The sequence below is a fragment of the Stutzerimonas stutzeri genome (assembly GCF_000952685.1).
GTDB classification, from domain to species: Bacteria; Pseudomonadota; Gammaproteobacteria; order Pseudomonadales; family Pseudomonadaceae; genus Stutzerimonas; species Stutzerimonas stutzeri_E.
This window is the reverse complement of sequence record NZ_JYHV01000011.1, coordinates 63,699-89,345: the sequence shown is the minus strand read 5'-3', so window position 1 is coordinate 89,345 and position 25,647 is coordinate 63,699. Positions and strand designations below refer to the sequence as shown.

Annotated in this window: 24 protein-coding genes and 3 tRNA genes; 12 read left to right on the top strand and 15 right to left on the bottom strand. The window is 61.6% G+C overall.

The genetic code is table 11. The annotated features are described in order from the left end of the window. Positions 1–8 precede the first annotated feature (8 nt). Positions 9–1,022, top strand: a complete 1,014-nt coding sequence (locus tag UF78_RS04250; RefSeq protein WP_045160793.1) for a zinc-binding alcohol dehydrogenase family protein — start codon at positions 9–11, stop codon at positions 1,020–1,022. 19 nt (positions 1,023–1,041) lie between these two features. Here UF78_RS04250 and UF78_RS04245 read toward each other — a convergent pair whose 3' ends face one another. Then, entirely contained in the window at positions 1,042–2,241 is a 1,200-nt protein-coding gene (locus tag UF78_RS04245; protein WP_045160792.1) for a Bcr/CflA family multidrug efflux MFS transporter, read from the bottom strand. A gap of 199 nt (positions 2,242–2,440) precedes the next feature. Between UF78_RS04245 and UF78_RS04240 the strand changes: the two genes are divergently transcribed. Next, positions 2,441–3,070 carry a TetR family transcriptional regulator gene (locus UF78_RS04240; protein ID WP_045160791.1) on the top strand — a complete coding sequence of 210 codons (630 nt, stop codon included), beginning with the start codon at positions 2,441–2,443 and terminating at the stop codon, positions 3,068–3,070. 40 nt (positions 3,071–3,110) lie between these two features. Here the strand turns inward: UF78_RS04240 and UF78_RS04235 are convergent, their stop codons facing one another. After that, complete coding sequence (locus UF78_RS04235; RefSeq protein WP_045160790.1) at positions 3,111–3,302, bottom strand: heavy-metal-associated domain-containing protein; 192 nt, start codon at positions 3,300–3,302, stop codon at positions 3,111–3,113. Between the two features lie 156 nt (positions 3,303–3,458). Between UF78_RS04235 and UF78_RS04230 the strand changes: the two genes are divergently transcribed. Together UF78_RS04230 and cueR are read left to right on the top strand one after the other, a co-directional pair. Continuing rightward, positions 3,459–5,840 (top strand): heavy metal translocating P-type ATPase, encoded by a 2,382-nt coding sequence (locus tag UF78_RS04230; protein WP_045160789.1) that lies wholly within the window; start codon positions 3,459–3,461, stop codon positions 5,838–5,840. 107 nt (positions 5,841–5,947) lie between these two features. Beyond that, entirely contained in the window at positions 5,948–6,346 is a 399-nt protein-coding gene (cueR, locus tag UF78_RS04225) for a Cu(I)-responsive transcriptional regulator (RefSeq protein WP_045160788.1), read from the top strand. Between the two features lie 16 nt (positions 6,347–6,362). Here cueR and bfr read toward each other — a convergent pair whose 3' ends face one another. Continuing rightward, entirely contained in the window at positions 6,363–6,827 is a 465-nt protein-coding gene (bfr, locus tag UF78_RS04220) for a bacterioferritin (RefSeq protein WP_045160787.1), read from the bottom strand. A 232-nt stretch (positions 6,828–7,059) separates the two neighbouring features. Continuing rightward, on the bottom strand, positions 7,060–7,950 hold the full coding sequence (locus UF78_RS04215) for a PA4780 family RIO1-like protein kinase (protein WP_045160786.1): 891 nt from the start codon (positions 7,948–7,950) through the stop codon (positions 7,060–7,062). A 158-nt stretch (positions 7,951–8,108) separates the two neighbouring features. Here UF78_RS04215 and ada point away from each other — a divergent pair, with 158 nt between their 5' ends. From ada to UF78_RS04200, 3 genes are read left to right on the top strand one after another with little or no spacing between them, the layout of a single operon-like run. Continuing rightward, positions 8,109–9,146, top strand: coding sequence for a bifunctional DNA-binding transcriptional regulator/O6-methylguanine-DNA methyltransferase Ada (gene ada / locus UF78_RS04210; RefSeq protein WP_045160785.1), 1,038 nt, complete (start codon positions 8,109–8,111; stop codon positions 9,144–9,146). A gap of 48 nt (positions 9,147–9,194) precedes the next feature. Then, positions 9,195–9,440 (top strand): hypothetical protein, encoded by a 246-nt coding sequence (locus UF78_RS04205; protein ID WP_045160784.1) that lies wholly within the window; start codon positions 9,195–9,197, stop codon positions 9,438–9,440. A 35-nt stretch (positions 9,441–9,475) separates the two neighbouring features. Further along, complete coding sequence (locus UF78_RS04200; RefSeq protein WP_045160783.1) at positions 9,476–10,255, top strand: TatD family hydrolase; 780 nt, start codon at positions 9,476–9,478, stop codon at positions 10,253–10,255. A gap of 16 nt (positions 10,256–10,271) precedes the next feature. Here UF78_RS04200 and UF78_RS04195 read toward each other — a convergent pair whose 3' ends face one another. From UF78_RS04195 to nfi, 4 genes are all read right to left on the bottom strand, one after another. Continuing rightward, positions 10,272–12,302 (bottom strand): methyl-accepting chemotaxis protein, encoded by a 2,031-nt coding sequence (locus UF78_RS04195; RefSeq protein ID WP_045160782.1) that lies wholly within the window; start codon positions 12,300–12,302, stop codon positions 10,272–10,274. 249 nt (positions 12,303–12,551) lie between these two features. After that, positions 12,552–13,388 (bottom strand): regulatory signaling modulator protein AmpE, encoded by an 837-nt coding sequence (gene ampE / locus UF78_RS04190; protein ID WP_045160781.1) that lies wholly within the window; start codon positions 13,386–13,388, stop codon positions 12,552–12,554. A gap of 23 nt (positions 13,389–13,411) precedes the next feature. Beyond that, entirely contained in the window at positions 13,412–13,963 is a 552-nt protein-coding gene (ampD, locus tag UF78_RS04185) for a 1,6-anhydro-N-acetylmuramyl-L-alanine amidase AmpD (RefSeq protein WP_045160780.1), read from the bottom strand. 72 nt (positions 13,964–14,035) lie between these two features. Continuing rightward, positions 14,036–14,764, bottom strand: coding sequence for a deoxyribonuclease V (gene nfi, locus UF78_RS04180; RefSeq protein WP_045160779.1), 729 nt, complete (start codon positions 14,762–14,764; stop codon positions 14,036–14,038). Between the two features lie 170 nt (positions 14,765–14,934). Between nfi and UF78_RS04175 the strand changes: the two genes are divergently transcribed. Further along, on the top strand, positions 14,935–15,927 hold the full coding sequence (locus UF78_RS04175) for a GlxA family transcriptional regulator (RefSeq protein WP_045160778.1): 993 nt from the start codon (positions 14,935–14,937) through the stop codon (positions 15,925–15,927). A gap of 93 nt (positions 15,928–16,020) precedes the next feature. On the opposite strand, the gene zapE is transcribed toward UF78_RS04175, so the two are convergent. The 3 genes from zapE to UF78_RS04160 form a co-directional block, all read right to left on the bottom strand. Further along, entirely contained in the window at positions 16,021–17,115 is a 1,095-nt protein-coding gene (gene zapE / locus UF78_RS04170) for a cell division protein ZapE (RefSeq protein ID WP_045161090.1), read from the bottom strand. Between the two features lie 155 nt (positions 17,116–17,270). Further along, positions 17,271–18,629 (bottom strand): tryptophan--tRNA ligase, encoded by a 1,359-nt coding sequence (locus UF78_RS04165; RefSeq protein ID WP_045160777.1) that lies wholly within the window; start codon positions 18,627–18,629, stop codon positions 17,271–17,273. A 96-nt stretch (positions 18,630–18,725) separates the two neighbouring features. Further along, entirely contained in the window at positions 18,726–19,352 is a 627-nt protein-coding gene (locus tag UF78_RS04160; RefSeq protein ID WP_045160776.1) for an alpha/beta hydrolase, read from the bottom strand. A gap of 251 nt (positions 19,353–19,603) precedes the next feature. Between UF78_RS04160 and UF78_RS04155 the strand changes: the two genes are divergently transcribed. Further along, positions 19,604–20,035: a YhcB family protein gene (locus UF78_RS04155; RefSeq protein WP_045160775.1), complete on the top strand. Its 432-nt coding sequence runs from the start codon at positions 19,604–19,606 to the stop codon at positions 20,033–20,035. 40 nt (positions 20,036–20,075) lie between these two features. Here the strand turns inward: UF78_RS04155 and nadC are convergent, their stop codons facing one another. Continuing rightward, the gene (nadC, locus tag UF78_RS04150; protein ID WP_045160774.1) at positions 20,076–20,924 is read right to left on the bottom strand and encodes a carboxylating nicotinate-nucleotide diphosphorylase; all 849 of its coding nucleotides are present in this window, start codon (positions 20,922–20,924) and stop codon (positions 20,076–20,078) included. 331 nt (positions 20,925–21,255) lie between these two features. Between nadC and UF78_RS04145 the strand changes: the two genes are divergently transcribed. From UF78_RS04145 to UF78_RS04135, 3 genes are all read left to right on the top strand, one after another. Then, positions 21,256–23,541 carry a DUF1631 domain-containing protein gene (locus UF78_RS04145; RefSeq protein WP_045160773.1) on the top strand — a complete coding sequence of 762 codons (2,286 nt, stop codon included), beginning with the start codon at positions 21,256–21,258 and terminating at the stop codon, positions 23,539–23,541. 165 nt (positions 23,542–23,706) lie between these two features. Beyond that, a complete protein-coding gene (locus tag UF78_RS04140) occupies positions 23,707–23,880 on the top strand; it encodes a DUF3094 family protein (protein ID WP_045160772.1) in 174 nt (57 codons plus the stop codon). 59 nt (positions 23,881–23,939) lie between these two features. Further along, positions 23,940–25,235: an NAD(P)/FAD-dependent oxidoreductase gene (locus tag UF78_RS04135; RefSeq protein WP_045160771.1), complete on the top strand. Its 1,296-nt coding sequence runs from the start codon at positions 23,940–23,942 to the stop codon at positions 25,233–25,235. A 156-nt stretch (positions 25,236–25,391) separates the two neighbouring features. Here UF78_RS04135 and UF78_RS04130 read toward each other — a convergent pair. The 3 genes from UF78_RS04130 to UF78_RS04120 all read right to left on the bottom strand — a co-directional run bounded on the left by UF78_RS04130 (position 25,392) and on the right by UF78_RS04120 (position 25,634). Continuing rightward, positions 25,392–25,467: transfer RNA gene (locus UF78_RS04130), tRNA-Lys, on the bottom strand. A 5-nt stretch (positions 25,468–25,472) separates the two neighbouring features. Next, positions 25,473–25,549: transfer RNA gene (locus UF78_RS04125), tRNA-Pro, on the bottom strand. A gap of 9 nt (positions 25,550–25,558) precedes the next feature. Continuing rightward, a tRNA-Asn gene (locus UF78_RS04120) sits at positions 25,559–25,634 on the bottom strand. Between the last annotated feature and the right edge of the window lie 13 nt (positions 25,635–25,647).

Sequence of the window (25,647 nt, the reverse complement as noted above, 5' to 3'; positions counted from 1 at the left end):
GAACTGCCATGAAAGCCATCGGCTACCAGCAATCGCTACCCATTGATGATCCACGCTCACTGCTCGATATCGACCTACCCGAGCCGACACCCGGCCCCCGCGACCTGCTGGTCGAGGTGCGCGCCATCTCGGTGAACCCGGTCGATACCAAAATCCGTATGCGCGTGCAGCCGGACCAGGGCCAGCATCAGGTACTCGGCTGGGACGTGGCGGGTGTGGTGCGTGCGGTTGGCAGCGATGTCAGCCTGTTCCAGCCCGGCGACGAGGTGTTCTACGCCGGCGCGTTGGACCGCCCCGGCGCGAACAGCGAGCTGCACCTGGTGGACGAACGCATCGTTGGCCGCAAGCCGGCCCGTCTCGATTTCGCCGCCGCTGCGGCGCTGCCGCTGACCTCGATCACTGCCTGGGAATTGCTGTTCGAACGCCTGCAGATCAGCGAAGGGAAGGAAAATCGCGATCAGCGCCTGCTGATTGTCGGCGCGGCCGGTGGCGTAGGCTCCATCCTCACCCAACTGGCACGGCAGCTGACCGGACTCCAGGTGATCGGCAGCGCCTCACGCGGCGATACCCAGGCCTGGGTGCGTGAGCTCGGCGCCCACGAAGTGATCGATCACAGCCAGCCGCTCGCCGCCGAACTGCAACGCCTGGGCATCGCTGGCGTCACCCATGTGGCCAGCCTGACCCACACCGACCTGCATCTGCCGCAAATCGTCGAGGCCTTGCAGCCTCAGGGCCGTCTGGCGTTGATCGACGATCCGGCGAGCCTCGACATCAGCCTGCTCAAGCGCAAGAGCCTGTCGCTGCACTGGGAGTTCATGTACACCCGTTCGCTGTACCAGACGCCGGACATGATCGCGCAACACGAACTGCTCAACCGCGTCGCCGAGCTGATCGACAGCGGCGTGCTCAAAACCACTCTGGGCGAGCATTACGGGACGATCAACGCACAGAATCTGCGCCGCGCCCATGCCTTCATCGAAAGCGGCAAGGCCAAGGGGAAGATTGTCCTCGAGGGATTCTGACCACTCAGCGAGTGCCGCCTCAGGACGAGGCGGCATCCTGACTGCGCGACGCAGCGGCGATTTGCCCTGTGTACCAGGCCAGACACGCCGCCAGTAGTGCGCACACCGTGATCACCAGCGCCATCGGTACGGCCGTGCCGTTGTGCAGCCAACCGACCGCAGCCGACGAAACGGCGGCGATGCAGAATTGCAGGCTACCCATCAGCGCCGACGCCAATCCGGCCTGCTGGCCCTGCTTCGCCATGGCGCAGGCCGTGGCGTTCGGCAGGATACTGCCGAGGCTCGCCATGCCCGCGAATAACGGAATCAGCAGCGGCCAGAGCACATCCGGTCTGCTCAATGCGACGGCGAGCAGTGCCACCCCACAAGCGAAGTAGAACCAGACGAAACGCCGCAGCCATAAGCCCGGCCCCCGCAGACGCAACAGCCGAGCGTTGATCTGTGAGACGAGGATGAAACCCGCGGCGTTGCTGCCGAACAGCCAGCCGTAGTGCTCAGCCGGAACGCCGTACAGTTCGATGAAGACGAACGGCGAACCGGCGATATAGGCGAACATACCCGCCATCGCGACGCCCCCGGCGAGCGCGAAAGCGATGAACTCGCGGTCGCCGAACAGGGCGATATAACGGCCGAAGGTGCCGCGCAACGGATGCTTCGGGGCATCGGCTGGCAGCGTTTCCGGCAGCCGCAGCGCGACCGCAACACCGCAGAGTGCACTGAAGAGCGTCAGCGAAACGAAGATCGCCTGCCAGCCAAAGGCATTCATCAAAACCCCACCTGCCAACGGCGCAAGGATCGGCGCCAGCCCCATCACCAGCATCAGCTGCGAAAAGACCTTGGCGCTCTGTACCGGATCGCAGCTGTCACGCACCACGGCACGTGTTACCACAATGCCCGCACAGCCGCCCAGCGCCTGGACGAAACGGGCCGCTATCAGCCAGTCCAACGAGGGCGCGAAAGCACAGGCGAGCGAGGCCAGGGTGAACAATGCGACACCAACCAACAGTGGCCAGCGACGGCCATACCGATCCGCCAGAGGTCCATAAATCAGCTGACCAATGGCCAGGCCGATGAAGTACGCCGCCAGCGACAGCTGAACATGCTCCACGTCAGTGGCGAAAGCCCGCGCCATCGCTGGGAATGCGGGCAGATAGAAATCGATGGCCAACGGGCCAAAGGCGCTAAGCGCGCCCAGAATGAGCAGAATAGGAAGAGGCATTGGCAACTCGCAGGAAGAAAAAGCGTCTCGCCAGCGCACGACCGGGTCGTGGCTGATATCGAACATTTACAGAGATGGTGAGATGCTGTTACATACAAAGACGATTGTAAACAGCCAAAGTTGCAGAGTCTGAAGGACAACTCCGCATCATCCGCCCTTCAAGGGCCCCAACGCAGCCCGATGCTGCCGTAGCTCAGACATGCGAAGAACCAAAGAAGACGCCGAAAAGACCCGTATTGCTCTGCTCGCATCAGCCGAGCGGTTGTTTCTGGACAAGGGTGTGGCGCACACCAGCCTCGATCAGATCGCCCGTGATGCCGGGGTGACCCGCGGCGCCGTCTATTGGCACTTTCAAAACAAGGCTCACCTGTTTCACGAGATGCTCAATCAGGTACGGCTACCGCCGGAGCAGATGACCGAACGACTTTGCAGCTGCACCCAGCAGCAGCCCTTGCGGACCTTGCGCGACCTCTGCATCGAAGGGATCAGCGCGCTGGGCCGTGATGAACAGAAGCGCCGCGTAATGACCATTCTGCTGCACCGCTGCGAGTTCACTGAGGAGCTACGCGAAGCCGAAGAGCGCCATCATGCGTTCATCAATATGTTCATCGACCTTTGTGAAAAGCTGCTCGAGCGCGCCGCCGACAGTCTGTACCCGGGCATCTCACCACGCCTGGCCGCTCGTACCCTGCACGCACTGATCGTCGGGTTGTTCAGCGACTGGACCCGTGACCCGACCTTGTTCGATCCGGAAAGGGACTGCGCCGCCCTGATCGACCCCGTGTTCCGTGGCCTGGTCAGAGACTGGGACAGTTTCGCCGCTCACTGACACAGACGCGGCAGCCTCCTGCTGCCGCCCGTTCCGTCCGTCATTGAACCTCATAGCCTTCTTCCTCGATTGCCTCACGGATGCTGGCTTCCTCCAGTTTTCCATCCACTCGCACGATGCCCGCCTCAAGATCGACGTCGACCTTGGCAGCGGCATCACGGGACTGGATCGCCTGGGCCACTGCGCGCTGGCAGTGTGCGCAGGTCATGCCTCTCACATTGAACGTCTGCATCGGATGCTCCTTTCGCTTATTGACGAGATCAGCATGCTCAACCTTGCCATACCGGGAAGGTCAAACACTTGCCTGCGACACCCCGACCCTCGACTTGACCTTGCCATTAGGTGAAGGTTGACCATCGATGCATCAGATCACCCCCGGGAGCGAAAAATGACCAGCGCAACCTACACCTTGCCGATCGCAGGCATGACCTGCGCCAGCTGTGCCGGACGGGTCGAGCGCGCTCTACTGAAAGTGCCAGGCGTTGCTACCGCCGCAGTGAACCTCGCCGCCGAGCAGGTGCGAGTGGAAGCCAAGGACGCCGATCTCGCCGGACTGGTGCAGGCGGTGGAAAGGGCCGGCTATGGCGTGCCGGTGCAGACCTTGGAACTGACCATCGAGGGCATGACCTGCGCCAGCTGCGTCGGCCGCGTTGAACGCGCCCTGCTTAAGGTCCCAGGCGTGCGCAGTGCGTCGGTAAACCTTGCGAACGAACGCGCACGGGTCGAGGTACTTGGCGCTGTCGATGCCGCGGTCCTGATCCAGGCCGTCGAAGCGGCCGGCTATCAGGCACAGGCGAGCGCCGATATCCCACCCGATGCGGACCGCAGCGAAAGCCGCCTACGCCAAGAGCGCTGGGCCGTAATCATTGCCTTGGCACTGGCTGCACCGCTGGTAATTCCAATGTTTGGCGACCTGCTGGGTCTGCACTGGATGCTGCCACCCTGGGTGCAGTTCGCGCTCGCCACCCCGGTGCAGTTCATTCTCGGTGCGCGTTTTTATATCGCTGGCTGGAAGGCCGTACGCGCCGGTGCCGGCAACATGGATCTGCTGGTCGCCATCGGCACCAGCGCCGGCTACGGTCTGAGCCTCTATCAATGGTGGGCGGCGTCGGCCGGGCAGATGCCGCACCTGTATTTCGAGGCCTCGGCGGTGGTCATCGCCCTGGTCTTGCTGGGCAAATACCTGGAGAGCCGCGCCAAACGTCAGACCAGCGCCGCCATCCGCGCTCTAGAAGCGTTGCGTCCGGATCGCGCGGTGCGCGTCGTTGATGGCCGCGAGGAGGACATCGCCATCGCCGCGCTGCGGCTGGACGATCTGGTGCTGGTCAAGCCCGGGGAACGCTTCCCTGTCGATGGCGAGGTGGTAGAAGGCGAGAGCCAGGCCGACGAGGCGCTGATCAGCGGCGAAAGTCTGCCCGTAGCCAAGGTGCCCGGCGATCGCATTACCGGCGGGGCGATCAACGGCGAAGGCCGATTGCTGGTCCGCACCACTGCATTAGGCGGCGAGACGGTGCTGGCGCGCATCATTCGGCTGGTCGAGGATGCCCAGGCGGCAAAGGCGCCGATCCAGAAGCTGGTGGACAAGGTCAGCCAGGTGTTCGTCCCGGCGGTGCTGGTCATTGCCCTATTCACGCTGATCGGCTGGATACTCGCTGGCGCGCCGGCAGAGGTCGCGCTGATCAACGCCGTTGCCGTCCTGGTAATCGCCTGCCCCTGCGCCCTTGGCCTGGCCACCCCGGCGGCGATCATGGCGGGCACGGGTGTGGCGGCACGCCACGGCATTCTGATCAAGGACGCCGAGGCATTAGAGGTCGCACATGCGGTTAGTGCCGTGGCCTTCGACAAGACCGGCACCCTGACATCCGGCAAGCCGCGCATCGTTCATCTGCACGCAATAGATGGCAACGAGGCCGCCCTGCTGCAACAAGCGGGTGCGCTGCAACGCGGCAGCGAACATCCGCTGGCACAGGCGGTGCTCGATCGCTGTGCGGAACAGGGTTTGACCATCGCTGACGTGGATAGGAGCCAGTCGCTAACCGGTCGTGGCATCGCTGGCAAGCTCGACGGGCGATCACTGGCGTTGGGCAACCGACGGCTGCTGGACGACAGCGGTCTGCAACCAGGCGAGCTGGCTACCCAGGCCGAGGCCTGGGAAGCCGAAGGACGTACACTGTCCTGGCTGATCGAGACGGCCCCGCAGCCGCAGATACTCGGTCTGTTCGCCTTTGGTGACAGCCTCAAAGCGGGAGCAGCCGAGGCCATCGCCAGCCTCAACGCGCGGCATATCCGCAGCCATCTGATCACCGGGGACAACCGCGGCAGCGCGCGGGTGGTGGCCGACGCATTGCACATCGACAGTGTGCACGCCGAGGTATTACCGGCAGATAAAGCCGCTACGGTTTCCGAGCTGAAACAAGGCGGCGCGGTGGTGGCCATGGTTGGCGACGGTATCAATGATGCGCCGGCACTGGCAGCCGCCGATGTGGGCATCGCTATGGGCGGCGGCACCGATGTGGCCATGCACGCCGCGGGCATTACCCTGATGCGCGGTGATCCCCGGCTGGTACCGGCGGCGCTGGAGATCAGCCGTCGCACCTATCGCAAGATCCAGCAGAACCTCTTCTGGGCCTTTATCTACAACCTGGTGGGCATCCCGCTGGCGGCCTTGGGCTTTCTCAGCCCGGTGGTCGCCGGGGCTGCGATGGCGTTGTCCAGCGTCAGCGTGGTCAGCAATGCGCTGCTGCTCAAGCGTTGGAAGCCCGAAGAATAGAACGATGACGCTGTGCTTGGCCACTGGCTCACCAGCAGGCCCGCAGTATGCGTTCCGGCGCAGCGACGCCTTTCCAGCACAACCCTGACACGCCTGGGGATATCATCATGAACATTGGCCAAGCCGCAAAGAAGACCGGACTCTCAGCGAAGATGATTCGCTATTACGAATCCATCGACCTGATCAGTCCTGCGGGACGGAGCGCCAACGGCTATCGCTATTACGGTCAGGAAGACCTGCACCGCCTCGCATTCATCAAGCGCTCGCGCGATCTTGGGTTTTCCCTGGAGGAAGTGGGCAAGCTGTTAACGTTATGGCAGGACCGTCAGCGCGCCAGTGCCGATGTAAAGGCCTTGGCCGGCGCGCATATCGACGCGCTGAACCAGAAGATTGCCGAACTGGTGGGCCTGCGCGATACGCTGCAACAGCTGATCGAGCATTGCCACGGTGACGACCGCCCGGATTGCCCGATCCTCGAGGATCTGGAATCGGGAGGATGCTGCTGAACGGTGAGCGGCCGTTCTAAGCCTGCGACTGCAAATAGTTCTGCAGGCCGATCCGATCGATCAGCCCGAGCTGCTGCTCAAGCCAGTAGGCATGATCTTCTTCGGTATCCATCAGCTGCGCCGCGAGGATGTCGCGCGTAGGGTAGTCGCCATGCTGTTCAGCCAGCTCGATGCCCTTGGCCAGCGCTTCGCGCACTTTGTACTCCAATGCCAGATCGGCGCGTAGCATCTCCGGCACAGTGTGGCCTGGATGCATCGTCTCCGGCGTCATATCAGGCGTTCCTTCGAGGAACAGGATGCGTTTGAGCAGCGCATCGGCGTGCTGGGTTTCTTCTTCCATCTCGTGGTTGATGCGCTCGTAGAGTTTGCTGAAGCCCCAGTCGGCATACATCCGAGAATGCAGGAAATACTGATCGCGCGCGGCCAGCTCTCCACGCAACAGTTCTTTCAGGTATTCAACGACCTGTGGCTTACCTTGCATCACGACTCTCCCGCTCGAAATTGGAACGCCGGCCATGATACGCCCATCGGCGGCCGGCGAGCTGCTGTGCATTGCCGCAGACGGATCAGTGGCCGTTCACTTGAGCATAGGCGAACTCCCGGACCAGAGCGGAAACGCGAAATTTCGCCGAGCGAAACAGCCTACCCGTGCAGCAGCCCGTCCCATACGCAAGCGTGGCACGACAACGAGCGAGCCCTTTCGGGGTTCAGGGTCAGTTACGCATCCAGGGCGGCGTGGGCGGCTCGTCGCTGGGTTCGTCCGTTGCGTTGCGCAGGGCTTCCTTGCGCGCCTGATCGGCCAGGGTCGCCTTGATCTCCCGCATCACGGCATCCAGATCCGCCGCGTCTTCCGGCTCGGCGAATTCCCCGGTCAGCTCGGAATCCGGTGTCAGCTTGCCGTCTTCGTAGAGCGCCCACATCTCCTTGGCGTAACGGGTGAATTTTAGCTCCGGCGCAAACTGCCCGAAGTAGGCCGACATGTTGCCAACATCCCGTTCAAGCATTTCGAACGCATGGTTGTTGCCTGCCGCGTCCACCGCCTGCGGCAGGTCGATGATGACCGGACCGTGTTCGTCGAGCAGCACATTGAATTCGGACAGATCGCCGTGCACCAGACCGGCACAGAGCATCTTCACCACTTCGCCAATCATGAACGCGTGAAATTCGCGCGCATCGTCAGGATGCAAGTCGACGTCATTGAGACGAGGTGCGGCATCGCCGTCCTCGCCTGAAATCATCTCCATCAGCAGCACGCCGTCGAGGAAGTCGTAAGGCTTGGGGACGCGGACACCGGCGTCCGCCAGTCGGAACAAGGCGGCCACTTCGGCGTTCTGCCAGTTCTCTTCCTTTTCCTTACGCCCGTGCTTGGAGCCCTTGGCCATGGCCCTGGCATCTCGGCTGCTACGGACCTTGCGGCCTTCCTGATACTTCACGGCCTGACGGAAACTGCGGTTATTGGCTTCCTTGTATACCTTCGCGCAACGCAGCTCATCACCGCAGCGCACCACATAGACCGCTGCTTCCTTGCCGCTCATCAGCGGCCGCAGCACTTCGTCGATCAGCCCATCCTCGACCAGCGGCTCGAGTCGTTTTGGCGTTTTCATCAGCAGCTTACAGACCCTTTTCGACTATGCAGGTCTGCAGGTTACGGTAATCGTCAGCGGGCTTCCATGCTCGCTAGCAAGTTTAAAAGCGCGTTGTGGATTGGCATCCAGGACGAGCTGGGCGGACAATCGCAATCAACCACTCAGGGAGCACCGCAATGCTCGATTTCGACCGCTGCTGGCAAGCACTCTGCGAACGCGACGCTGGTTACGACGATCGCTTCGTGTTCGCCGTTCGCTCGACCCGAATCTTCTGCCGTCCCAGCTGTCCGGCACGTCGTCCGCGGCGTGACGGCGTCAGCTTCTTCAGCACGGCCACGGATGCCGAAGCCGCCGGTTACCGCGCATGCAGGCGCTGCTCCCCTCAGGGGCAGAGCCCGGCCGAGCAACTGGACGCGCTGGTCATCGCCGCCTGTCGCTTGCTGGATGAAAGCCCCGAGCCGATGACACTGGAGCAACTGGCCGCGCGTATCGGTCTGTCCTCGTCGCACCTAGCTCGTGCGTTCAAAACCCGCACCGGCCTCACGCCACGCGCCTGGGCCGCCGCCCGACGCCGCGAACGGCTGGAGACGCGCCTGCCCGCCGCCGACTCGGTGCTGGGCGCCGCCCTGGATGCAGGCTATGGCAGTACGCGCGGCGCCTATCAGAACGTCACGGCATTGAGCCCGGCGCAGCGTCGCCGCAAAGGCGCCGGCGAGTCGCTGCGCTATGCCGTCAGCGCCTGTCCGTTGGGGCTGTTACTGATCGCCGCCAGCGACCAAGGAATCTGTGCGCTGCTGTTTGGCGACGACGAACAGGCGCTGCTGAACGAATTGCAGTCGCGCTTTGCCGCGGCCGAGTTGCTCCGGGATCAGGAAGGACTGGGTGAGTGGCTACGCTCGATCCTGGCCCAGCTGGAAGAGCCCTCGCGCGCCGCCCGACTGCCACTCGACCTGCGTGGCAGCGCGTTTCAGCAACGGGTCTGGCAAGCGCTGCAAGACATCCCCAGGGGCCAGACTCGGCGCTACGGCGAGCTGGCCGAACATCTTGGCAGCCACGCCCGGGCCGTCGCCAGGGCCTGCGCCAGCAATCCGGTCGGGCTGTTGGTGCCCTGTCATCGAGTCGTCGGCGCCAATCAATCGCTGACCGGCTATCGCTGGGGACTCGAACGCAAGGCCGCGCTACTCGAATCGGAGCGCGAGGATTCGGGAGCCTGAAGGCAATTTGGCGGTCCGATACTCCACACACTGGAGTCGAGAGCCGCCATGACCGAACTGAAACGCTATCGCATCCACTACCTGATCAATGGCAAACCGTCGTCGCTGACGCTCAGCTCCTTTGAAGAACCGGACATGGAGCAAGCCGAACTGGAGATTCTGCTGCATCATGTCCGTGAGCCACGCGCGGCAATCGATGCCCCCTGGGAAATTCCGGTGCGCCCCAGCGAGGACAGCCGTATGGCCGAACTCGGTGTCAGCGACATCCAGATCGAGGAAGAACCGAATCGCTGAACGCCGCCCGTATCCGCACCAGACCAGGAGAACCCGTGCGCCTGATCGACACCCACACCCATCTCGACTTCGACCCGTTCGACGCAGACCGCAGTGAGGTGCTCACGCGTTGCCGCGAGGCAGGTGTGGAACGGCTACTCGTGCTCGGCGTACACCAGGCGAACTGGGCGCGCGTCTGGCAGTTGGCGATGGACGAACCAGCCGTCTACGCCGCACTGGGCATGCATCCGGTGTTTCTCCAGGACCATCAAGCGGAACACATCGATGATCTGCGCGATTGGCTGGGCCGTCTTCGCGGACAGGACAAGCTCTGCGCCATCGGCGAGATCGGTCTGGATTACTACATCGAGGCCCCCGACAAAGCCCGTCAGCAACAATTGCTCGAAGCCCAGCTGGAACTGGCTGAGGAGTTCGAACTACCGGTTTTACTACATGTGCGCCGCGCCCACGCGCAGATGATTGCCACCCTGAAGCAGCGCAAGCTCAAGCGCGCCGGTATCGCCCATGCCTTCAGCGGCAGTTGGGAGGAGGCGCGGGAGTACATCAAGCTGGGATACAAGCTCGGCCTGGGTGGCGCGGGCACCTGGCCGCAGGCGCATCGCATGCACCGGGTGCTTCAGCAGCTACCGCTGGACAGCATCGTGCTGGAAACCGACGCGCCCGACATCGCGCCCTACAGCCACGCCGGCCAGCGCAACAGCCCGGAGTTTCTGCCGGACATCTGCCGCGAGCTGGCCGACATCAAACGCATCAGCCCTGAGCAACTGGCCGAGGCGAGCTACCGAAACAGCTGCGAGTTGTTTGGCTGGCGCTGACCTTCTTAAAGCGGTCCTAGACCCGGAACGCCCCTATCAGCTGTTGCAAGCGCCCAACCAGTTCGGTGAGTTCACGGCTGGCCTGTTCGGTATGGCCTGCGCCTTCGGCAGTGCGTTGACCCGCCTCGTTGATGGCGACGATGTTGCGATCGATGTCATGCGCGACGGCGGTTTGTTCTTCAGCTGCCGCGGCGATCTGCTGGTTCTGATCGACGATCACGCCGACGGCACCGAGAATGTTCTCCAAAGCCTGCTGGACCTGAGCCGACTGACTGACGGTTTCCTCGGCCATCGAATGGCTGGAATGCATCGTCTTGACCGCAGCGCCGACGCCGCCTTGCAGCCGCCCGATCATCTGCTCGATTTCCTCGGTGGACTGCTGGGTGCGCTTGGCCAGACTGCGCACCTCGTCGGCTACCACAGCGAATCCGCGCCCTTGCTCACCAGCACGCGCCGCCTCGATGGCCGCGTTGAGCGCCAGCAAGTTGGTCTGTTCGGCCACGCCCTTGATGACGTCCAGCACCTGGCTGATGGCCTTGCTGTCGCTGGCCAACTGATTGATGACCTTGACCGACTGATCGATCTCCGCGGCCAATCGCCCGATCCCATCGACCTGGGCCGCCACCAGACCGCGACCGCTGACGGTTTCGTCATTGACGCTTTGCGCACTGCCAACCGCGGCTTCGGCGCTGGTCGCCACCTCCTGCGCGGTCGCCGACATCTCGTTCATGGCGGTGGCGACTTGCTCGATCTGCCCGCGCTGTTCGGAAACGGTCTGGTTGCTCTCGCCGGAAACGGTCTCGACCCGCGACGCCTGGCGCTCCACCTCGCCCACCGTCTGACCGACACGCTCGATCAGTTCGCGGATCCGCGCCACAGTCTCGTTGAAGACCTGACCCAGCTCGCCCAGCTCGTCGCGGCTCTGCACCTTGAAGCGGGCGGTCATGTCCCCGGCAGCCACACGGTCCATGGTCGCGCCGAGGCTACGCAGCGACGCGCGAGTGGACATGTAAAAAGCGCTGTAGAGATAAACCACGAGGAGGAACACCATTGCCAGGGCGACAAGCAGGAGGGTCATCAGCCGACGCTTTTGCTCCAGTCGCTGTTCGAGCTCATCATCGAGAAAAGCGAGAATGGCGTCATTGAGCGCGTAGGTCTTCGCCATTTCGGCGCTGATCTGGTCGTAAAAGCTCTCCCAGGGGCGATCCATGGCCTCGGCCATGATCACCTGATCTTGAAAGATATCACTGCTGTTCTGCAGGGACGCGCGGCTGGCTTCGGTATAGCGTTCGAGCTGGCGCAGTGCCGCAGCGCTGCTGCCAAGCACGTCCTGCAATTGGGCATTGTACTGCGCCTGCTGCTTCTCAAGCTCAAGGAGCAGGTTGTCCAGCTTGTTGCTCGCGTCGGAGTTCAGGTAGCCCTGGCCGAACGTGTAGGAGCCCACGGCCCTGCCTTCGCCGAGCGCCGCAGTAATGGTGGGCGTGACCGAAGTCAGCAATTCGGCGAGCATTCGCACATCGCGCTGGCCGTCCTGGCTCAGGCCCGATTGGCTGGCGATCAGCTTGATCATCACTTGAGCCTTGCCCAGCAGTGCGCGCGCCATCGCTACCTTGGCCTGCAACGACTGCTGCGCCTTTGCCTCGCGCAACGCCGCATCGAGCTCATCTCGGCGCGTGCTGAACTCGGCGACCTGCTCAGGGTTTTCGCTGACTGGCGCCAGGCTCTGCATCAGCGTCGAGAGCTCACCTTCGGCATTGGTCAGCCGGGTCACCAGCGCTTGTACTTCGCCGGCCTGACCGATGATGCTTTCGATTTCCACCAGGTCTTTCCAGCTTTCCATCTCGCGACGCATCTGCAACGCCGTCCCCAGCAGTTCCAGGCTTTGCAATTCGGTGCGGGTACCAACGAACTCCCGGTACGAGTCGCGCACCAGATAGAAATTGGTTAACAGCATGGGGACGAAGAAGAGGACACTGATCAGGCTGAACTTCATCCCGAAGCTCAAGCGATTCATGAACGCGATCGCGGGATACAACAAACGTTTCAAAAGACGTCTCCCAATTATTGTTGTATTGCCGGCAGCATCGAGGCCGCAGCAGGGCTCGTCAGAGAAGTGGCGCGAGAAACTTATACGGGATATCGGTCGCGGTTTATGTAACTTAAGGTAATGGCAGGATGATGGCCCAGCAACTGGCAGAAAGCGCGCCGATTCCGGCATATCCACCCGGCTTATCCGACGTCCGGTAGCCGCGCCAGATGAAGCCAGATGCGTTCCGCAGCGGGGCTCTGAATAGGGCTATAGAAGAAGAACCCAAAGCGCGATGGCGGCGTACCAGAGCATGCGGGCACGCACCAGCAGCGCGGCCAGGCTGTCGAGCCGGGAGATGCCCGCCTCGCCTTCACAGCGCTCGCCCAGGTCGGCCGCAACCGGACCAACCTCGGCCAACAGCCGCTGAGCGGGAATCTCCCAGTGCAGCAGGTCGTGCAACAAGGCGCGATTGACCGCGACGAAGTTTCCGACCAGGCCGAAGCTGGCAAGCAGGACGCGCACCGGCAACCAATCGAAGGCGTGCCGGATTTGCCCGGCGCGTTCGCGCATGGCCTCGCTGCTGGCATGCTCGATCGTCAATGCAAGCAGCCGGTAGGCCAGCGCAGCTATCGGACCCAGCAGCACGTACCAGAAAATCACCGCAAAAAAGCCCTGGTGACTGCGCCAGAGCAGTTGCGCTTCGACGGCGTGCAGCAGGCTCGGAGCATCCGACGCAGTAAGCCCCAGGTCGCGCTCGGCCACCAGCACGGCGGCCTCGTCATCGCCTCGACGCCAGGCGTCGCGAAAGGCCCCGAACTCGAGCTTCCCTTGCCCACGACCCAAGCTGTAGAGCAACACCAGCAGATGCAATGGCAGGCTGAGCCAACCGTACGCCAGCGGCTTGAGTGCCATCAGCAGCAGCCCCAATAACAGCACGGGCAGGAGCACCGACAGCGATAGGCCCAGCCATGGCCTGGACGCCACTTCCGAATGGCCTTCGACTCGCCGCAGCAGGCTCAGCCAGGGGCCGTCGTGCTGCACATCACGCCGCCAATCGGTGAGTTTGTCGATGAGCAGAACCAGCAGCAGCACCAGAAAAATCATGTTCGTATCCTATGAAGGCCTTCTCAGGCAACGATCGAGGCCGCGCGCAGGCGCTGCCAGTCGAATGCCGGGCCCGGGTCGGTCTTGCGCCCAGGTGCGATGTCGCTATGGCCGCAGACTCGCTCCGGGCTGATGGCCGGGTACGCTTGCTGCAACAACTGGCAGAGGCGGATCAGGCTGTCGTACTGGGCCTCGCTGAATGGCGCTTCATCAGTGCCTTCCAGTTCGATGCCGAGGGAGAAGTCGTTGCAGCTTTCACGCCCGCCGAAGCGCGACACGCCAGCGTGCCAGGCACGATCCAGACAGGAGACGAACTGGGTGATCGCGCCATCACGTTCGATCAGAAAATGCGCCGAGACCTGCAGGCTAGCGATCTCCTCGAAGAAGGGATGCTCGTCGCGGGCCAGACAGTTCTGAAAGAACTGCTGGACCTTACCGGTACCAAAGCACCCCGGTGGCAAGCTGATGTTATGGATGACTAGCAGCGAAATCTCACCATCGGGGCGCTGGTTGAAATTGGGCGAGGGGCAATGGTGAATGCCTCGGCACCAGCCTGTCGCGTGATCCAGCTGCATCGTGGCGAGACCTGGGTAACCTGCGGGTCTGCAGGCTAGCGCCTGCGAGTGTCAGCCTGCAAGCGGCCTAGGCTATTCGATATCCATGGCCTGCTGAGGGCCGACACGCTTCTCATCGCGACGCGAGGCCAAGCGGTCGGCCAGTCGTGTCGGTTCCGGCAATCGATAGCGGGTGACATAGCGCATCACCAGTTCCGGCGCGGTGGCGAGACTGACGCGGTTGCCCGGCGAGATGATCAGCGGGCGTACTTTGTCCTTGCTCCGCAACACGGTGCCGATCGCCTTGCCGCCCTTGTCCAGCAGATCGACCTGATCGCCGCGCCGCTCGCCAAGCGGCGCATGGTGGCCCGTGAGAATCTTCTTCGCCACGCCAATGGTTGGTAAACCCGTGATTACGCCAAGATGGGCGGCAATGCCGAGGCCACGAGGATGGGCAATGCCGTGCCCATCGGAAAAGATCAGATCGGGCGTCTGCCCGAGCGATTCGAGTGCCTGCAGCACCGCCGGCAGCTCGCGAAAGGAAAGCAAACCAGGGATGTAAGGCATGCGGGTCGGAATTCGCGCCAATGCCTGCGCCACCGGCGCGAGGGACTCTGCATCGAGCAGAACCACCGCGGCGCGGGTGATGTTGCCACCCTCCTCGAAGCCGACGTCGACGCCCGCAATCAGCCGCAGCAAACCAAAATCATCTTCCAATACGACCTTGCCGGCCAGCTGCTTCTGCATCTCCCGGGCGGCGGCAGGGCTGCCGTCCCAGCCGTCGAATGCATCGGGGCGAACCAACGGTATGTTGACTGTCATGAAAAGCCCTCCTGCCTGTCAGATCAGCAGCACCCCAGAGCGGTTCCCCGACTTAGACTGAAGAGCGACTGGACAGTCACGCAAAAAAATAAGACGCTCCCGCCGAACTGCGGCAGTTACACCCTGCTTTGCCCGTACAAAAAATAATCCGAATAGTCAGAAGACACGGCATGCACACAGCCCCACCATTGAAACGTATCAGTATTCTGGCCACCGACGGGGTATTTGCATCGACCCTGCTGCATGCCAAGGATTTCTTTCACATGGCCAGCCTGCGATATGGCAAGCAACTGGGCCTGGATCTCACACCCGCCTTCGAAACGGTGCTGGTCAGCCCCGATGGGCTGCCTGTCAGTACCTTCAGCGGCCCCCGCATCGAAGTCGACGGAATGCTGGACGACGCCGATGCGGTGATCCTGCCAGCGTTCTGGGGCGATTTCGACGCACTCAGCCGCCAATATCCGCAGGTAGCACCCTGGCTACAGGCGCGGCACCTGGCCGGCAGCGCCATCTGCGGTGAAGCCTCGGGAGCATTCTGGATGGCTGCCGCAGGACTGCTCGACGACCGCGAAGGCACTACACACTGGCGCTTCGCCCGCGAGTTTGCCGAGCGCTTTCCGCGCGTGCTCTTTACGCAGGAAAAGCATCTGACCGACAGCGACAATCTGTACTGTGCAGGCGGCACCACCTCGGCGTGCGATCTCTACATGCATCTGGTCGAGCGCTTCTGCGGTGCGCATATTGCGCAGGGCATGGCGCGCGACATCCTGTTCGAGGTAAGACGCAACTACAGTCCTGGCCGCATCGGTTTTGGTGGTCAAAAGCTCCACCTGGATACCCGGGTCCTGCAGATTCAGGAGTGGCTCGAAGAGCATTTCGCGGAGAAGTTCCGCTTCGAGGACGTCGCGCGCGATCATGGCATGAGCATTCGCAACTTCATGCGGCGGTTTCAGACGGCGACCGGCGACAAGCCGCTGCACTACTTGCAGCGACTGCGCATCGAGACGGCCAAGACCTTGCTCTCCACCACCCGCAAGAGCATCAAAACCATCAGCTATGAAGTCGGCTATGACGATGCGAGTTTCTTCGCACGGCTGTTCCGCCAGCATACCGAGCTATCGCCGAATCAGTACCGGCAGCAGTATCGGTATAAGAGCAGTTAAGAGCTGGGAGCTGGAAAGAAGGTCGCAGCCGCAACGCTGTCAACCTTTTCGCGCTTACTTCAAGCCTATAGCTTCAGGCTTACCGCTGGTTCTCTACGGCTTATGTGGACGCGCCAGATATTCGTGCGATTGCATTTCCAGCAGGCGGCTCAGCGTGCGCTGGAATTCGAACTCCAAGCGGCCGCCAGCATATAGGTCCTTGAGTTCGACCTCGGCGGAGAGGATCAGCTTCACGTTGCGGTCGTAGAACTCGTCGACCATGTTGATGAAGCGCCGCGCCATGTCGTCCTTGGAAACGTCCATCCGCTCGATATTGGAAACCAGCACCGCATCGAAGATCTTGCCCAGCTCGATATAGTCGTTCTGACTGCGCGGACCGTCGCAGAGCTCGCGGAACTCGAACCAGGCGACGCCGCCGGCCGTCTTGCGCGCGACGATTTCGCGGTTCTCGATCATCAGCGCTTCGTTCTCCTGAACGCGGCACTGTTCCGACAGCAGGCTACGAAAGCTCTTTTCCAGACTCTGCTCCGCCTCGGCATCCAACGGGAAGTGGTAGAGCTCGGCTTGTTCGAGTGCGCGCAGACGATAGTCGATGCCGCTGTCGACGTTGACGATCTCTGTGTGCTTCTTCAGCAGTTCGATCGCCGGCAGGAAGCGAGCGCGCTGCAGTCCATCCTTGTACAGGCCATCCGGAACGATGTTGGAGGTCGCCACCAGACTCACACCGTTCTTGAACAGTTCTTCGAGCAGAGTGGCGAGGATCATCGCGTCGGTGATGTCGGATACGAAGAACTCATCGAAACAGATCACCCGCGATTCGTCGGCGAAGCGCTTGCCGATGATAGTCAGCGGATTCTTCTCGCCCTTGAGGGTACGCATTTCCTCGTGCACGCGCTTCATGAAGCGGTGGAAGTGGGTGCGCGTCTTCTGCTCGAACGGCAGAGCGTCGAAAAACGTATCGACCAGATAGGTTTTGCCGCGACCGACGCCGCCCCAGAAATACAGGCCCTTGACCGGTTCCTGCTGTTTCTTGCCGAATAGCTTGCCGAACAGCCCGGACTTGTTGCGGTCATCGGCAATCAGGTCGTCGTACAGACGCTGCAGATGTCGCACAGCAGTTTCCTGGGCGGCATCGTGAAAGAAATCGGGACGTTTCAGGTCTTCCTGATAGCGCTCAAGAGGGGTCATGGCGGGGTCTGGGTAGTGAAACGGGGCCGACACTTTAGCCGTGCCCTCGGTGGTTGGCAATTTACGCAGGTCGTTCAAGCGCTCGAGCCTCGAGTGGTAACAGGATTTCGGCAGAAATGCGCCGGCCAAGCCGCGACCGGCGAACCCGTGTGGGATTACACGGAAAGCGTGGCCAACGCCTGGCGCAGGCGCTGCATGGCGGCATCCAGTGCCTGTTCATCGCCGTAGACCGGGCTTTTCGCGATGCATTCGTGATCCAGCCACACGGTGAATTGATTGTCTTCGTCGGCACGGAGTTCCAACGCGTCCACGCCCTGGGCAATCAGGCGCTGACTGATCACGCCTGTCGCCTTGGGATCGCTGAATGGGAGCGACAGCAACAGCTCTTCACCGCCAGCGGCGAAAAAGCGAAAGCGAAAGCTGCCGTCGCTCTCGCGGAAGCTGGCGAATCGAGCGGCCTTGCCGCCCTTCTTCTTGACCGGCGCGGCGCTCGTCACTTCGCTACGGAAACTGCGCAACCCGACCGCCTCACGCAACTCGCCGAGGAACGGCTTAGCGATCTTCCGCGCCTTGGCGGCGCCCGCTTGCAGGATGTCTTCCAGCTCGCCGGGGCGCTGCATCAGCCCGTGATAGCGTTCGCGCGCCTCGCCCAGCTCATTGTCGAGCAACTGGAAAAGACGTTCCTTGGCCTCGCCCCACGCCAAGCCGCCGACCAGATCAGCGCGGAACTCGGTCAGTTGCGCCGGTGTTGCGAACGCTTGGTAGATCGTGAACAGGTGGGAATCGTCCGGATCTTTCGGCTCCCCGGGCAACTTCGAGTCGGTGACGATGCGGGCGATAGTGCCTTTGAGTGCCTTGGCGCTGGAGAACAGCGGGATGGTGTTGTCGTAGCTCTTGGACATCTTGCGCCCGTCGAGCCCCGGCAGTGTCGCCACGCCCTCTTCGATCACGGCGGCTGGCAGGGTAAACAGCTCCTTGCCTTTGCCGAACAGGTGATTGAAGCGCTGACCGATGTCACGAGCCATTTCCACGTGCTGAATCTGGTCGCGACCGACCGGCACCTTGTGTGCGTTGAACATCAGAATGTCCGCGGCCATCAATACCGGGTAGCTGAACAATCCCATGGTGACCCCGGCATCCGGGTCTTCGCCCAGTTCGAGGTTCTTGTCCACCGAGGCCTTGTAGGCGTGCGCGCGGTTCAGTAGCCCTTTGCCAGCAACGCAGGTCAGGAGCCAGGTCAGCTCTGGAATCTCCGGAATGTCGGATTGGCGATAGAAGGTCACCCGATCCGCATCCAATCCACAGGCCAGCCACGTGGCGGCGATTTCCAGGCGCGACTGTTGGATACGCAACGGATCGTCGCATTTGATCAATGCGTGGTAATCAGCGAGGAAATAGAAGGAGTCGGCATCAGCCTCCCGGCTGGCCACGATAGCCGGTCGGATGGCACCGGCGTAGTTGCCCAGGTGGGGCGTGCCGGTGGTGGTGATACCGGTAAGGATTCGGGTTTTCATACGATCATCTCGATTCAGTCAGCGCAAACGGCCAGTGGACCGTTGAGCGGGCGTGCACGCGGGGCTAGGCGAGATCGCCCGCACACCGTCAGCGCGCTACGCCATCCGCGGTGCCACCAGCTCTTTCAGGTCCACCAGCTTGCCGTGGAAAAAGTGGCCGCATTCTGCCACTTTCAGCAGCTCGTGGGGACGTTGAAGCTCGGCGGAGAAGGCATGCACCGAGGCCGGGTCGATCACTTCGTCATCGTCCGGCTGGATAATGGTGAGCGCACAACGCTCGGCCAGCGGCTGATCTGCAAGTCGCGACACCGCCGGCGCGACCATGAACAGTTTTTCCAGCGGCTCGGCTCTCGCTTCGACTCTCCCGGCCAGCGCCGCCGCAACGAACCCTCCAAATGAAAACCCGAGCAATGTCAGAGGCAACTCGGGGTGCTGCGCCCGCAACCACTGCAGCGCCGCTTCTGCATCGTCGATTTCTCCCGTGTCCATGTCATGGCTGCCCGCGCTGCCGCCGACCCCGCGAAAGTTGAAGCGAAGCGTGACATAGCCCGCATCGCGGGCCGTGCGCTGCAGCGTCGACACCACTTTGTTCAGCATGGTCCCGCCCTTGACGGGATTGGGGTGACAGATCAATGCCAGCCCACGTGCATCCGGCTGATCGAAATACAAGCCTTCGAGCACGCCGGCCGGACCGTCGATCGATATAGGGTTTTCACGTTTCAAGAAAGTAACTCCGTGACCTTGGGGCAAGTCGACTCGTCTTGCATAGACGTCGCCTGTGGCCGCTCGCATCGCATCGCGGTATACAGGGCAGGTACGAGACGTTAACGTATCAGGCCGTGGGAAAACCACTGCACAAGGCGCTGCAGAACCCGGCTATCAGTTGTGTCCTGGCCTGATAGCCGCCCCATTTGAGCGCCGTCACACGGTTTTTCGCGGCCTGAAGGCAAGCCGTTTATATAGAGGAAGTACTCGTGGAACAGACCCTCGCGACCTGGTTGCTCCCAATTGTCGGCGTGATTGTCGGCATCGCTATTGGTTTTTTGATCGCGCGCAACAGCGCGCCGACCAGCACACAGCGTCAGGTAGATGAGCTGCAGGAGCGCTTCGACACCTATCAAAGCGAAGTGGTGACTCATTTCAACACGACCGCAAGCCTGCTGCGCAAGCTGACCAACAGCTATCAGGACATGCAGGATCATCTGTCCGAGGGCGCCGATAAGCTCGCGTTGGACGAACAGACCCGGCAGCGCCTGCTCGCCGCATTGCACAGCGAGGAAAGCCACAGCCACCGGGAGCGTCTTACCTCACCGACGTTCACCGAGCCACCGAAGGATTACGCGCCCAAGGACACCGATGTTCCCGGCACGCTACACGAGAACTTCGGACTGAAAAGCAAGCATTGAGTCGAATCGGCGGCACTTTGGTGCCGCTTTCGTGCATTCCTTATTGGGTCAGACGCATGGACAGGTCGATTGCTCTGACATGCTTGGTCAGAGCACCGATCGAAATGTAATCCACGCCGGTTTCGGCAATCGTGCGCAGCGATTCATCATCGATTCCCCCCGACGCCTCCAGCTTCGCCCTCCCCGCCGCAATGCCAACCGCGGCACGCATGTCGACCAGACTCAACTCATCGAGCATCACGACATCGACACCGGCCCCGAGCGCCTGCTCCAGCTCATCAAGATTCTCCACCTCGACTTCGACCGGCTTGCCGGGCGCGATACGATGAGCCGTCGCAACGGCCTCGGCGATTCCGCCGCAGGCGGCGATATGGTTTTCCTTGATCAGGAAGGCGTCGTAAAGACCTATTCGATGGTTATGACAGCCCCCACAGGTAACCGCGTACTTCTGCGCCAGACGCAAGCCGGGAATGGTTTTTCGGGTGTCGAGCAACTGCACACCAGTGCCTGCGACGAGATCGGCATAGTGTCGACAACGGGTTGCGACGCCTGACAGCATCTGCAGGAAATTCAGCGCCGCGCGCTCACCACTGAGCAACGCACGCGCAGGACCCTCAAGGTGAAACAGCACACGGTCGGCCGCCACCTGCTCGCCATCCGTCACCTGCCAATGCACCGCAACCCGCGGGTCCAACTGCCGAAACACCGCGTCGACCCAGGCCGTACCGCTGATCACGGCCGGTTCACGGGTAATGACCGAGGCATGAGCGAGTCGCTCTGCCGGAATCAGCTGCGCGGTGATATCGCCATTGCCGACATCCTCGGCCAGCGCCTTGCGTACATTGGTTTCGATTTCCGCGGACAAGTCCGCAAGGGTGATATTGGTCACGACGGGCTCCCATATAATTCGGCGAGAGTATAAAGCTTCGGCCGATCATGCAGCATGGGACTGGAGACGGGGATGAATGACGTCAGGCCAATGCCACCGTCTCATGCCTTTTCCGACCGCCTGTAGGAATTTGGCGAGTATGTGTGAGCTGCATCATGTCCATAACAAATCCGCGCTAGGCTTATTAACAAGGTGCATATAATGGACCCGTAAATTGGCGCCACGGAAATGGCGAACCCTTGCCGAATTGACAAGCCGTTGCCCCTGCCCGTGATCAGCGGCATGCTACGCGGTGTTGAGCGCCTGAATCACAGGCGACCGGAGAGTCTCGATGCGAACCGATGCGAAAGTGGTGCACCTCAAGGCCGCCCCTGAGCAAAAGCCGACCTCGCCGGCAGGTAGACTACCTGTCGCGCTCATCAGCGTGCGCGACAAAGCGGCACAGCAGCTGCGCCTGGCCTTGCAAACCCTGTTCGATAACGCCGACGACTCACTTTTTGAAATCGCCGATCGCGCCACCAGCAATGCCGAACAGAATGCGTTCTTCGAGGCCATGCGCGACCTGCGCATGAAGCGCCGCGGTATCGAGCGCGGCTTCCTGCAGCAGGTTTTCGAGTCGTTCGCCAAGCTCAACCAGTACGAAATCGGCAAACCGGCACAGCCGGAAACATCCTTTGAAAGCCTGGCACTGGTGCAGAACGACGAGCTGGAAGAGTCGGTCGCGATCGACACCATGGTCGCCAAGGTCATGAGCCGCGCCAGCCAGTCACTCAGCCACCTCACCACTCGCATGAATGTGCTGGTCAGCAGAAAGCTGGACGACAAGAACAACCCGCTCGGCCCCCAGCAACTCTGTGAATACTTCCTCGAGGCCTGCCGCAGCCTGGGCGTTGAGATCAAGGTCAAGCTGATCATTCTCAAGTTGTTCGAGCGCTACGTGCTGACGGACCTCGACCAGCTCTACGCTGAATCGAACCAGACACTGGTCGCAGCCGGCATCCTTCCAGAGTTGCAATCCGCCCAGCCGCGCCGCTCGCATGGCCGCCCCGGTGCCTCGAGCGGCAGCGCACCGCGCTCAGGCACAGGATTCAGCGAGGCCCCGGCATTCGCCGATGAAGGCGCCCAGGAAGCATTCGGCACCCTGCAGGCGCTGCTTTCAGAGCTGCGTGGAAGCGCGCTGCCAGCTCGCAACATGCCCAGCGACGCCGTACCGATTTCCAGCAATGACCTGATGCGCCTGCTGTCGCATCTTCAGTCACGCGCACCTCAGCAGATCGATGAATACGATCTGCAGAGCCAGCTCGAGCAGCTCCTGCATCGTGTCAGCGCCAAGAGCGGCAAATCACGCGTGGTCGGCGAGGTCGACGAAGACGTCATAAATCTGGTGTCGATGCTGTTCGAATTCATTCTCGACGACCGCACCCTGCCCGACTCACTCAAGGCCCTGATCGGACGCCTGCAGATCCCTGTACTGAAGGTTGCCGTTCTCGACAAGACCTTCTTCAGCCGTGGCAGTCATCCGGCACGCCGTCTGCTCAACGAGATCGCCTCAGCCGCCATGGGTTGGGTCGATCAGGACGCAGCCCAACGCGACAGCCTGTACCAGAAGATCGAGCAGGTCGTGTCTCGCTTGCTGAACGATTTCGTCGACGACCCTGCCATCTTTTCCGAGCTGCTTGCCGATTTCCTTGCCTTCACAGGTGACGAGCGCCGACGCAGCGAGCTTCTCGAACAGCGCACACGCGACGCTGAGGAAGGACGCGCCAAGGCCGAAATGGCCCGTCAGGAAGTGGAGCACGCGCTCAACCAGCGCTTGCTTGGCAAAACCCTCCCCGAGGTGGTCGTCCGCCTGCTGCAGGAAGCCTGGAGCAAAGTGTTGCTGCTGACCTGCCTGAAACATGGCACCCAATCCGAGCAGTGGCAGGCCGCTCTTGCCACCATGGACGATCTAATCTGGAGCGTTACACCGCATGATGATCCCGAGTCCCGGGAACAGCTGCTTGAGCTGGTTCCAAGCCTGCTAAAGAACCTTCGTGAAGGACTGGTCAGCGCGGCGTTCGACCCCTTCTCCACCAGCGACTTCTTCACCCGACTCGAAGCGCTGCACGTACAGACACTGCAGCAACTCAACCCGCCGGCGCAGCAGGCTCAATCAAATCCGCTCGCTCGCGACAAGATCCTCACCGGAGACAAGCTGGAGCTACCTCCGCGTGAAGATCACGCCGATGAGACCGCTGTTCCCGCAATGGTCGAGGTAAACGAGGAAATCGTCCTGCTGGCTCCCGGCGAAAGTCGTGAGCAGGAACCCGAAATCAACCTGGCTGATAATGACGAAGCGCTGATCCAGGTTGACAATCTGCGCGTCGGCAGCTGGGTCGAATTTCAGGAAGACGAGGACCACAAGCTTCGTTGCAAGCTGGCCGCCGTGATCAAACCCACGGGCAAATACATTTTCGTCAATCGCACCGGCATGAAGGTCCTGGAAAAGACCCGGATGGGACTCGCCATCGAGTTCCGTCGCAACGCCATACGCCTGCTCAACGATGCCTTGCTCTTCGACCGCGCACTGGAATCCGTGATCGGCAACCTTCGAAACCTGAAAAACAACGGTCGATAGCCCCCACACGGCATGCAGGAAAAAGCCTGCGTGCCGTGCCATTTTGAAACCGCAGCACCGCCCCACACCGTCCCGCCATTCCACCGAAGCCTCAGGCGTTCTGCCATCGCGCTTGGCTTTTACCGTCGCACCGCTAGAATGCCTGCATTCCCTTTCGAGGTGCGTATGCCCAGCCGCCTGAATCCAGAAGACCAGAAACGCGTTGATCAGTACCTCAGCGCGCCGCAGCATCAAGTCGAGCGCCGACCCTTTCGGCCCTGGCTGCTTCTTGTGCTGGTACTGGTCGTGGTCGCCGGCTTAGGCCTGCTGAGCCGCTTCCTGAGCCATCTGGTGTTATGAGCAAGCCGTTCCTCGCCCAGATGACGACCGAATTCCGCAAAGCCTTATGAGTTCATTTCATGACACATCGCATCGTAATCGTCGGCGGCGGCGCCGGCGGCCTGGAGCTTGCCACCCGCCTGGGTAGAACGTTGGGCAAGCGCGGCAAGGCCCGCATCACGCTGATCGACGCCAACCTGACGCATATCTGGAAACCTTTACTGCATGAGGTGGCCGCCGGCTCGCTGAACTCATCCGCCGATGAGCTCAATTACGTCGCCCAGGCGAAGTGGAACCACTTCGAGTTTCAGATGGGCCGTATGAGTGGCCTGGACCGGGAACGCAAGTGCGTACATCTCGCCGCCTCGTTCGACGAGCATGGCGTCGAACTGGTGCCGGCTCGCACGCTCAGCTACGACACCCTGGTGATCGCAGTCGGCAGTACTACCAACGACTTCGGCACCAAGGGCGCGGCCGAGCACTGCATTTTCCTCGACACCCGCGAGCAGGCCGAACGCTTCCACCGCCAACTGCTCAGCCGTTACATGCGCGCCCACGCCAGCGAAGGTCACCACAGCACCATCGACATGGCCATCGTCGGTGCTGGCGCTACCGGTGTCGAGCTGGCCGCGGAACTGCACCACGCCGCGCGCGAACTCGCCGCCTACGGGTTGGACGGCATCAAGCCGGAAAACGTCCATATCACGCTTATAGAAGCTGGCCCGCGGGTTCTGCCAGCGTTACCGGAGCGCATCAGCCAACCGGTACACCAGACTCTTCGCGACCTGGGCGTGAGCGTGCTCACCGACGCCGCAGTCAGTGAAGTGACGGATGAAGGATTGCACACCAAGAATGGCGACTTCGTACCAGCTACGCTGAAGGTCTGGGCGGCCGGCATCAGAGCGCCACACTTCCTGCGCGAAATAGATGGCCTGGAAACCAATCGAATCAATCAATTGCAGGTACTGCCAACCTTGCAGACCACGCGAGACGAAAACATATTCGCCTTCGGCGACTGCGCGGCCTGCCCGCAACCGGACAGCGACCGCAACGTACCACCGCGTGCACAGGCCGCACATCAGCAGGCCTCCATGCTCGCTAAATCGCTCGCCCGACGACTCCAAGGGCAGAGCCTGCCCAGTTATCGCTACCGCGATTATGGCTCCCTGATTTCCCTGTCGAGCTTTTCCGCCGTCGGCAATTTGATGGGCAACCTCACCGGCAATGTCATGCTCGAGGGCTGGCTGGCCCGGATGTTCTATGTTTCGCTGTACCGAATGCACCAGATCGCGCTGTACGGAGTCGCGCGCACGGGGCTGATGATGATCGGTGACAAGCTCACGACCAGCACGGTACCCCGCCTCAAGCTGCACTGACCGAACGCACAGAGCCAGCACCGCCCTACACGAGGACGGTGCCGGCAGAACATGGCGCAACCATGACCGGGTGACCGCGAAATAATTGGCAGGCAATAAAAAACCGGAAGATTCGCTCGGAATCTTCCGGTTCTCATGCCTTTCTGCAAGGCAGTTTGGTGGGTCGTGTAGGATTCGAACCTACGACCAATTGGTTAAAAGCCAACTGCTCTACCAACTGAGCTAACGACCCAAAATTGGTCGGGGTAGGGGGATTCGAACTCCCGACATCCTGCTCCCAAAGCAGGCGCGCTACCGGACTGCGCTATACCCCGATTGGAAATTGGCTCCGCGACCAGGACTCGAACCTGGGACCCAATGATTAACAGTCATTTGCTCTACCGACTGAGCTATCGCGGAACTATCACTTCCA

Bases quoted from the DNA above. Each gene is read 5' to 3' on its own strand.
- UF78_RS04250 (WP_045160793.1), top strand. From the start codon at position 9: ATGAAAGCCATCGGCTACCAGCAATCGCTACCCATTGATGATCCACGC.
- UF78_RS04245 (WP_045160792.1), bottom strand. From the start codon at position 2,241: ATGCCTCTTCCTATTCTGCTCATTCTGGGCGCGCTTAGCGCCTTTGGC.
- UF78_RS04240 (WP_045160791.1), top strand. From the start codon at position 2,441: ATGCGAAGAACCAAAGAAGACGCCGAAAAGACCCGTATTGCTCTGCTC.
- UF78_RS04235 (WP_045160790.1), bottom strand. From the start codon at position 3,302: ATGCAGACGTTCAATGTGAGAGGCATGACCTGCGCACACTGCCAGCGC.
- UF78_RS04230 (WP_045160789.1), top strand. From the start codon at position 3,459: ATGACCAGCGCAACCTACACCTTGCCGATCGCAGGCATGACCTGCGCC.
- cueR (WP_045160788.1), top strand. From the start codon at position 5,948: ATGAACATTGGCCAAGCCGCAAAGAAGACCGGACTCTCAGCGAAGATG.
- bfr (WP_045160787.1), bottom strand. From the start codon at position 6,827: ATGCAAGGTAAGCCACAGGTCGTTGAATACCTGAAAGAACTGTTGCGT.
- UF78_RS04215 (WP_045160786.1), bottom strand. From the start codon at position 7,950: ATGAAAACGCCAAAACGACTCGAGCCGCTGGTCGAGGATGGGCTGATC.
- ada (WP_045160785.1), top strand. From the start codon at position 8,109: ATGCTCGATTTCGACCGCTGCTGGCAAGCACTCTGCGAACGCGACGCT.
- UF78_RS04205 (WP_045160784.1), top strand. From the start codon at position 9,195: ATGACCGAACTGAAACGCTATCGCATCCACTACCTGATCAATGGCAAA.
- ampE (WP_045160781.1), bottom strand. From the start codon at position 13,388: ATGATTTTTCTGGTGCTGCTGCTGGTTCTGCTCATCGACAAACTCACC.
- ampD (WP_045160780.1), bottom strand. From the start codon at position 13,963: ATGCAGCTGGATCACGCGACAGGCTGGTGCCGAGGCATTCACCATTGC.
- nfi (WP_045160779.1), bottom strand. From the start codon at position 14,764: ATGACAGTCAACATACCGTTGGTTCGCCCCGATGCATTCGACGGCTGG.
- UF78_RS04175 (WP_045160778.1), top strand. From the start codon at position 14,935: ATGCACACAGCCCCACCATTGAAACGTATCAGTATTCTGGCCACCGAC.
- zapE (WP_045161090.1), bottom strand. From the start codon at position 17,115: ATGACCCCTCTTGAGCGCTATCAGGAAGACCTGAAACGTCCCGATTTC.
- UF78_RS04165 (WP_045160777.1), bottom strand. From the start codon at position 18,629: ATGAAAACCCGAATCCTTACCGGTATCACCACCACCGGCACGCCCCAC.
- UF78_RS04145 (WP_045160773.1), top strand. From the start codon at position 21,256: ATGCGAACCGATGCGAAAGTGGTGCACCTCAAGGCCGCCCCTGAGCAA.
- UF78_RS04140 (WP_045160772.1), top strand. From the start codon at position 23,707: ATGCCCAGCCGCCTGAATCCAGAAGACCAGAAACGCGTTGATCAGTAC.
- UF78_RS04135 (WP_045160771.1), top strand. From the start codon at position 23,940: ATGACACATCGCATCGTAATCGTCGGCGGCGGCGCCGGCGGCCTGGAG.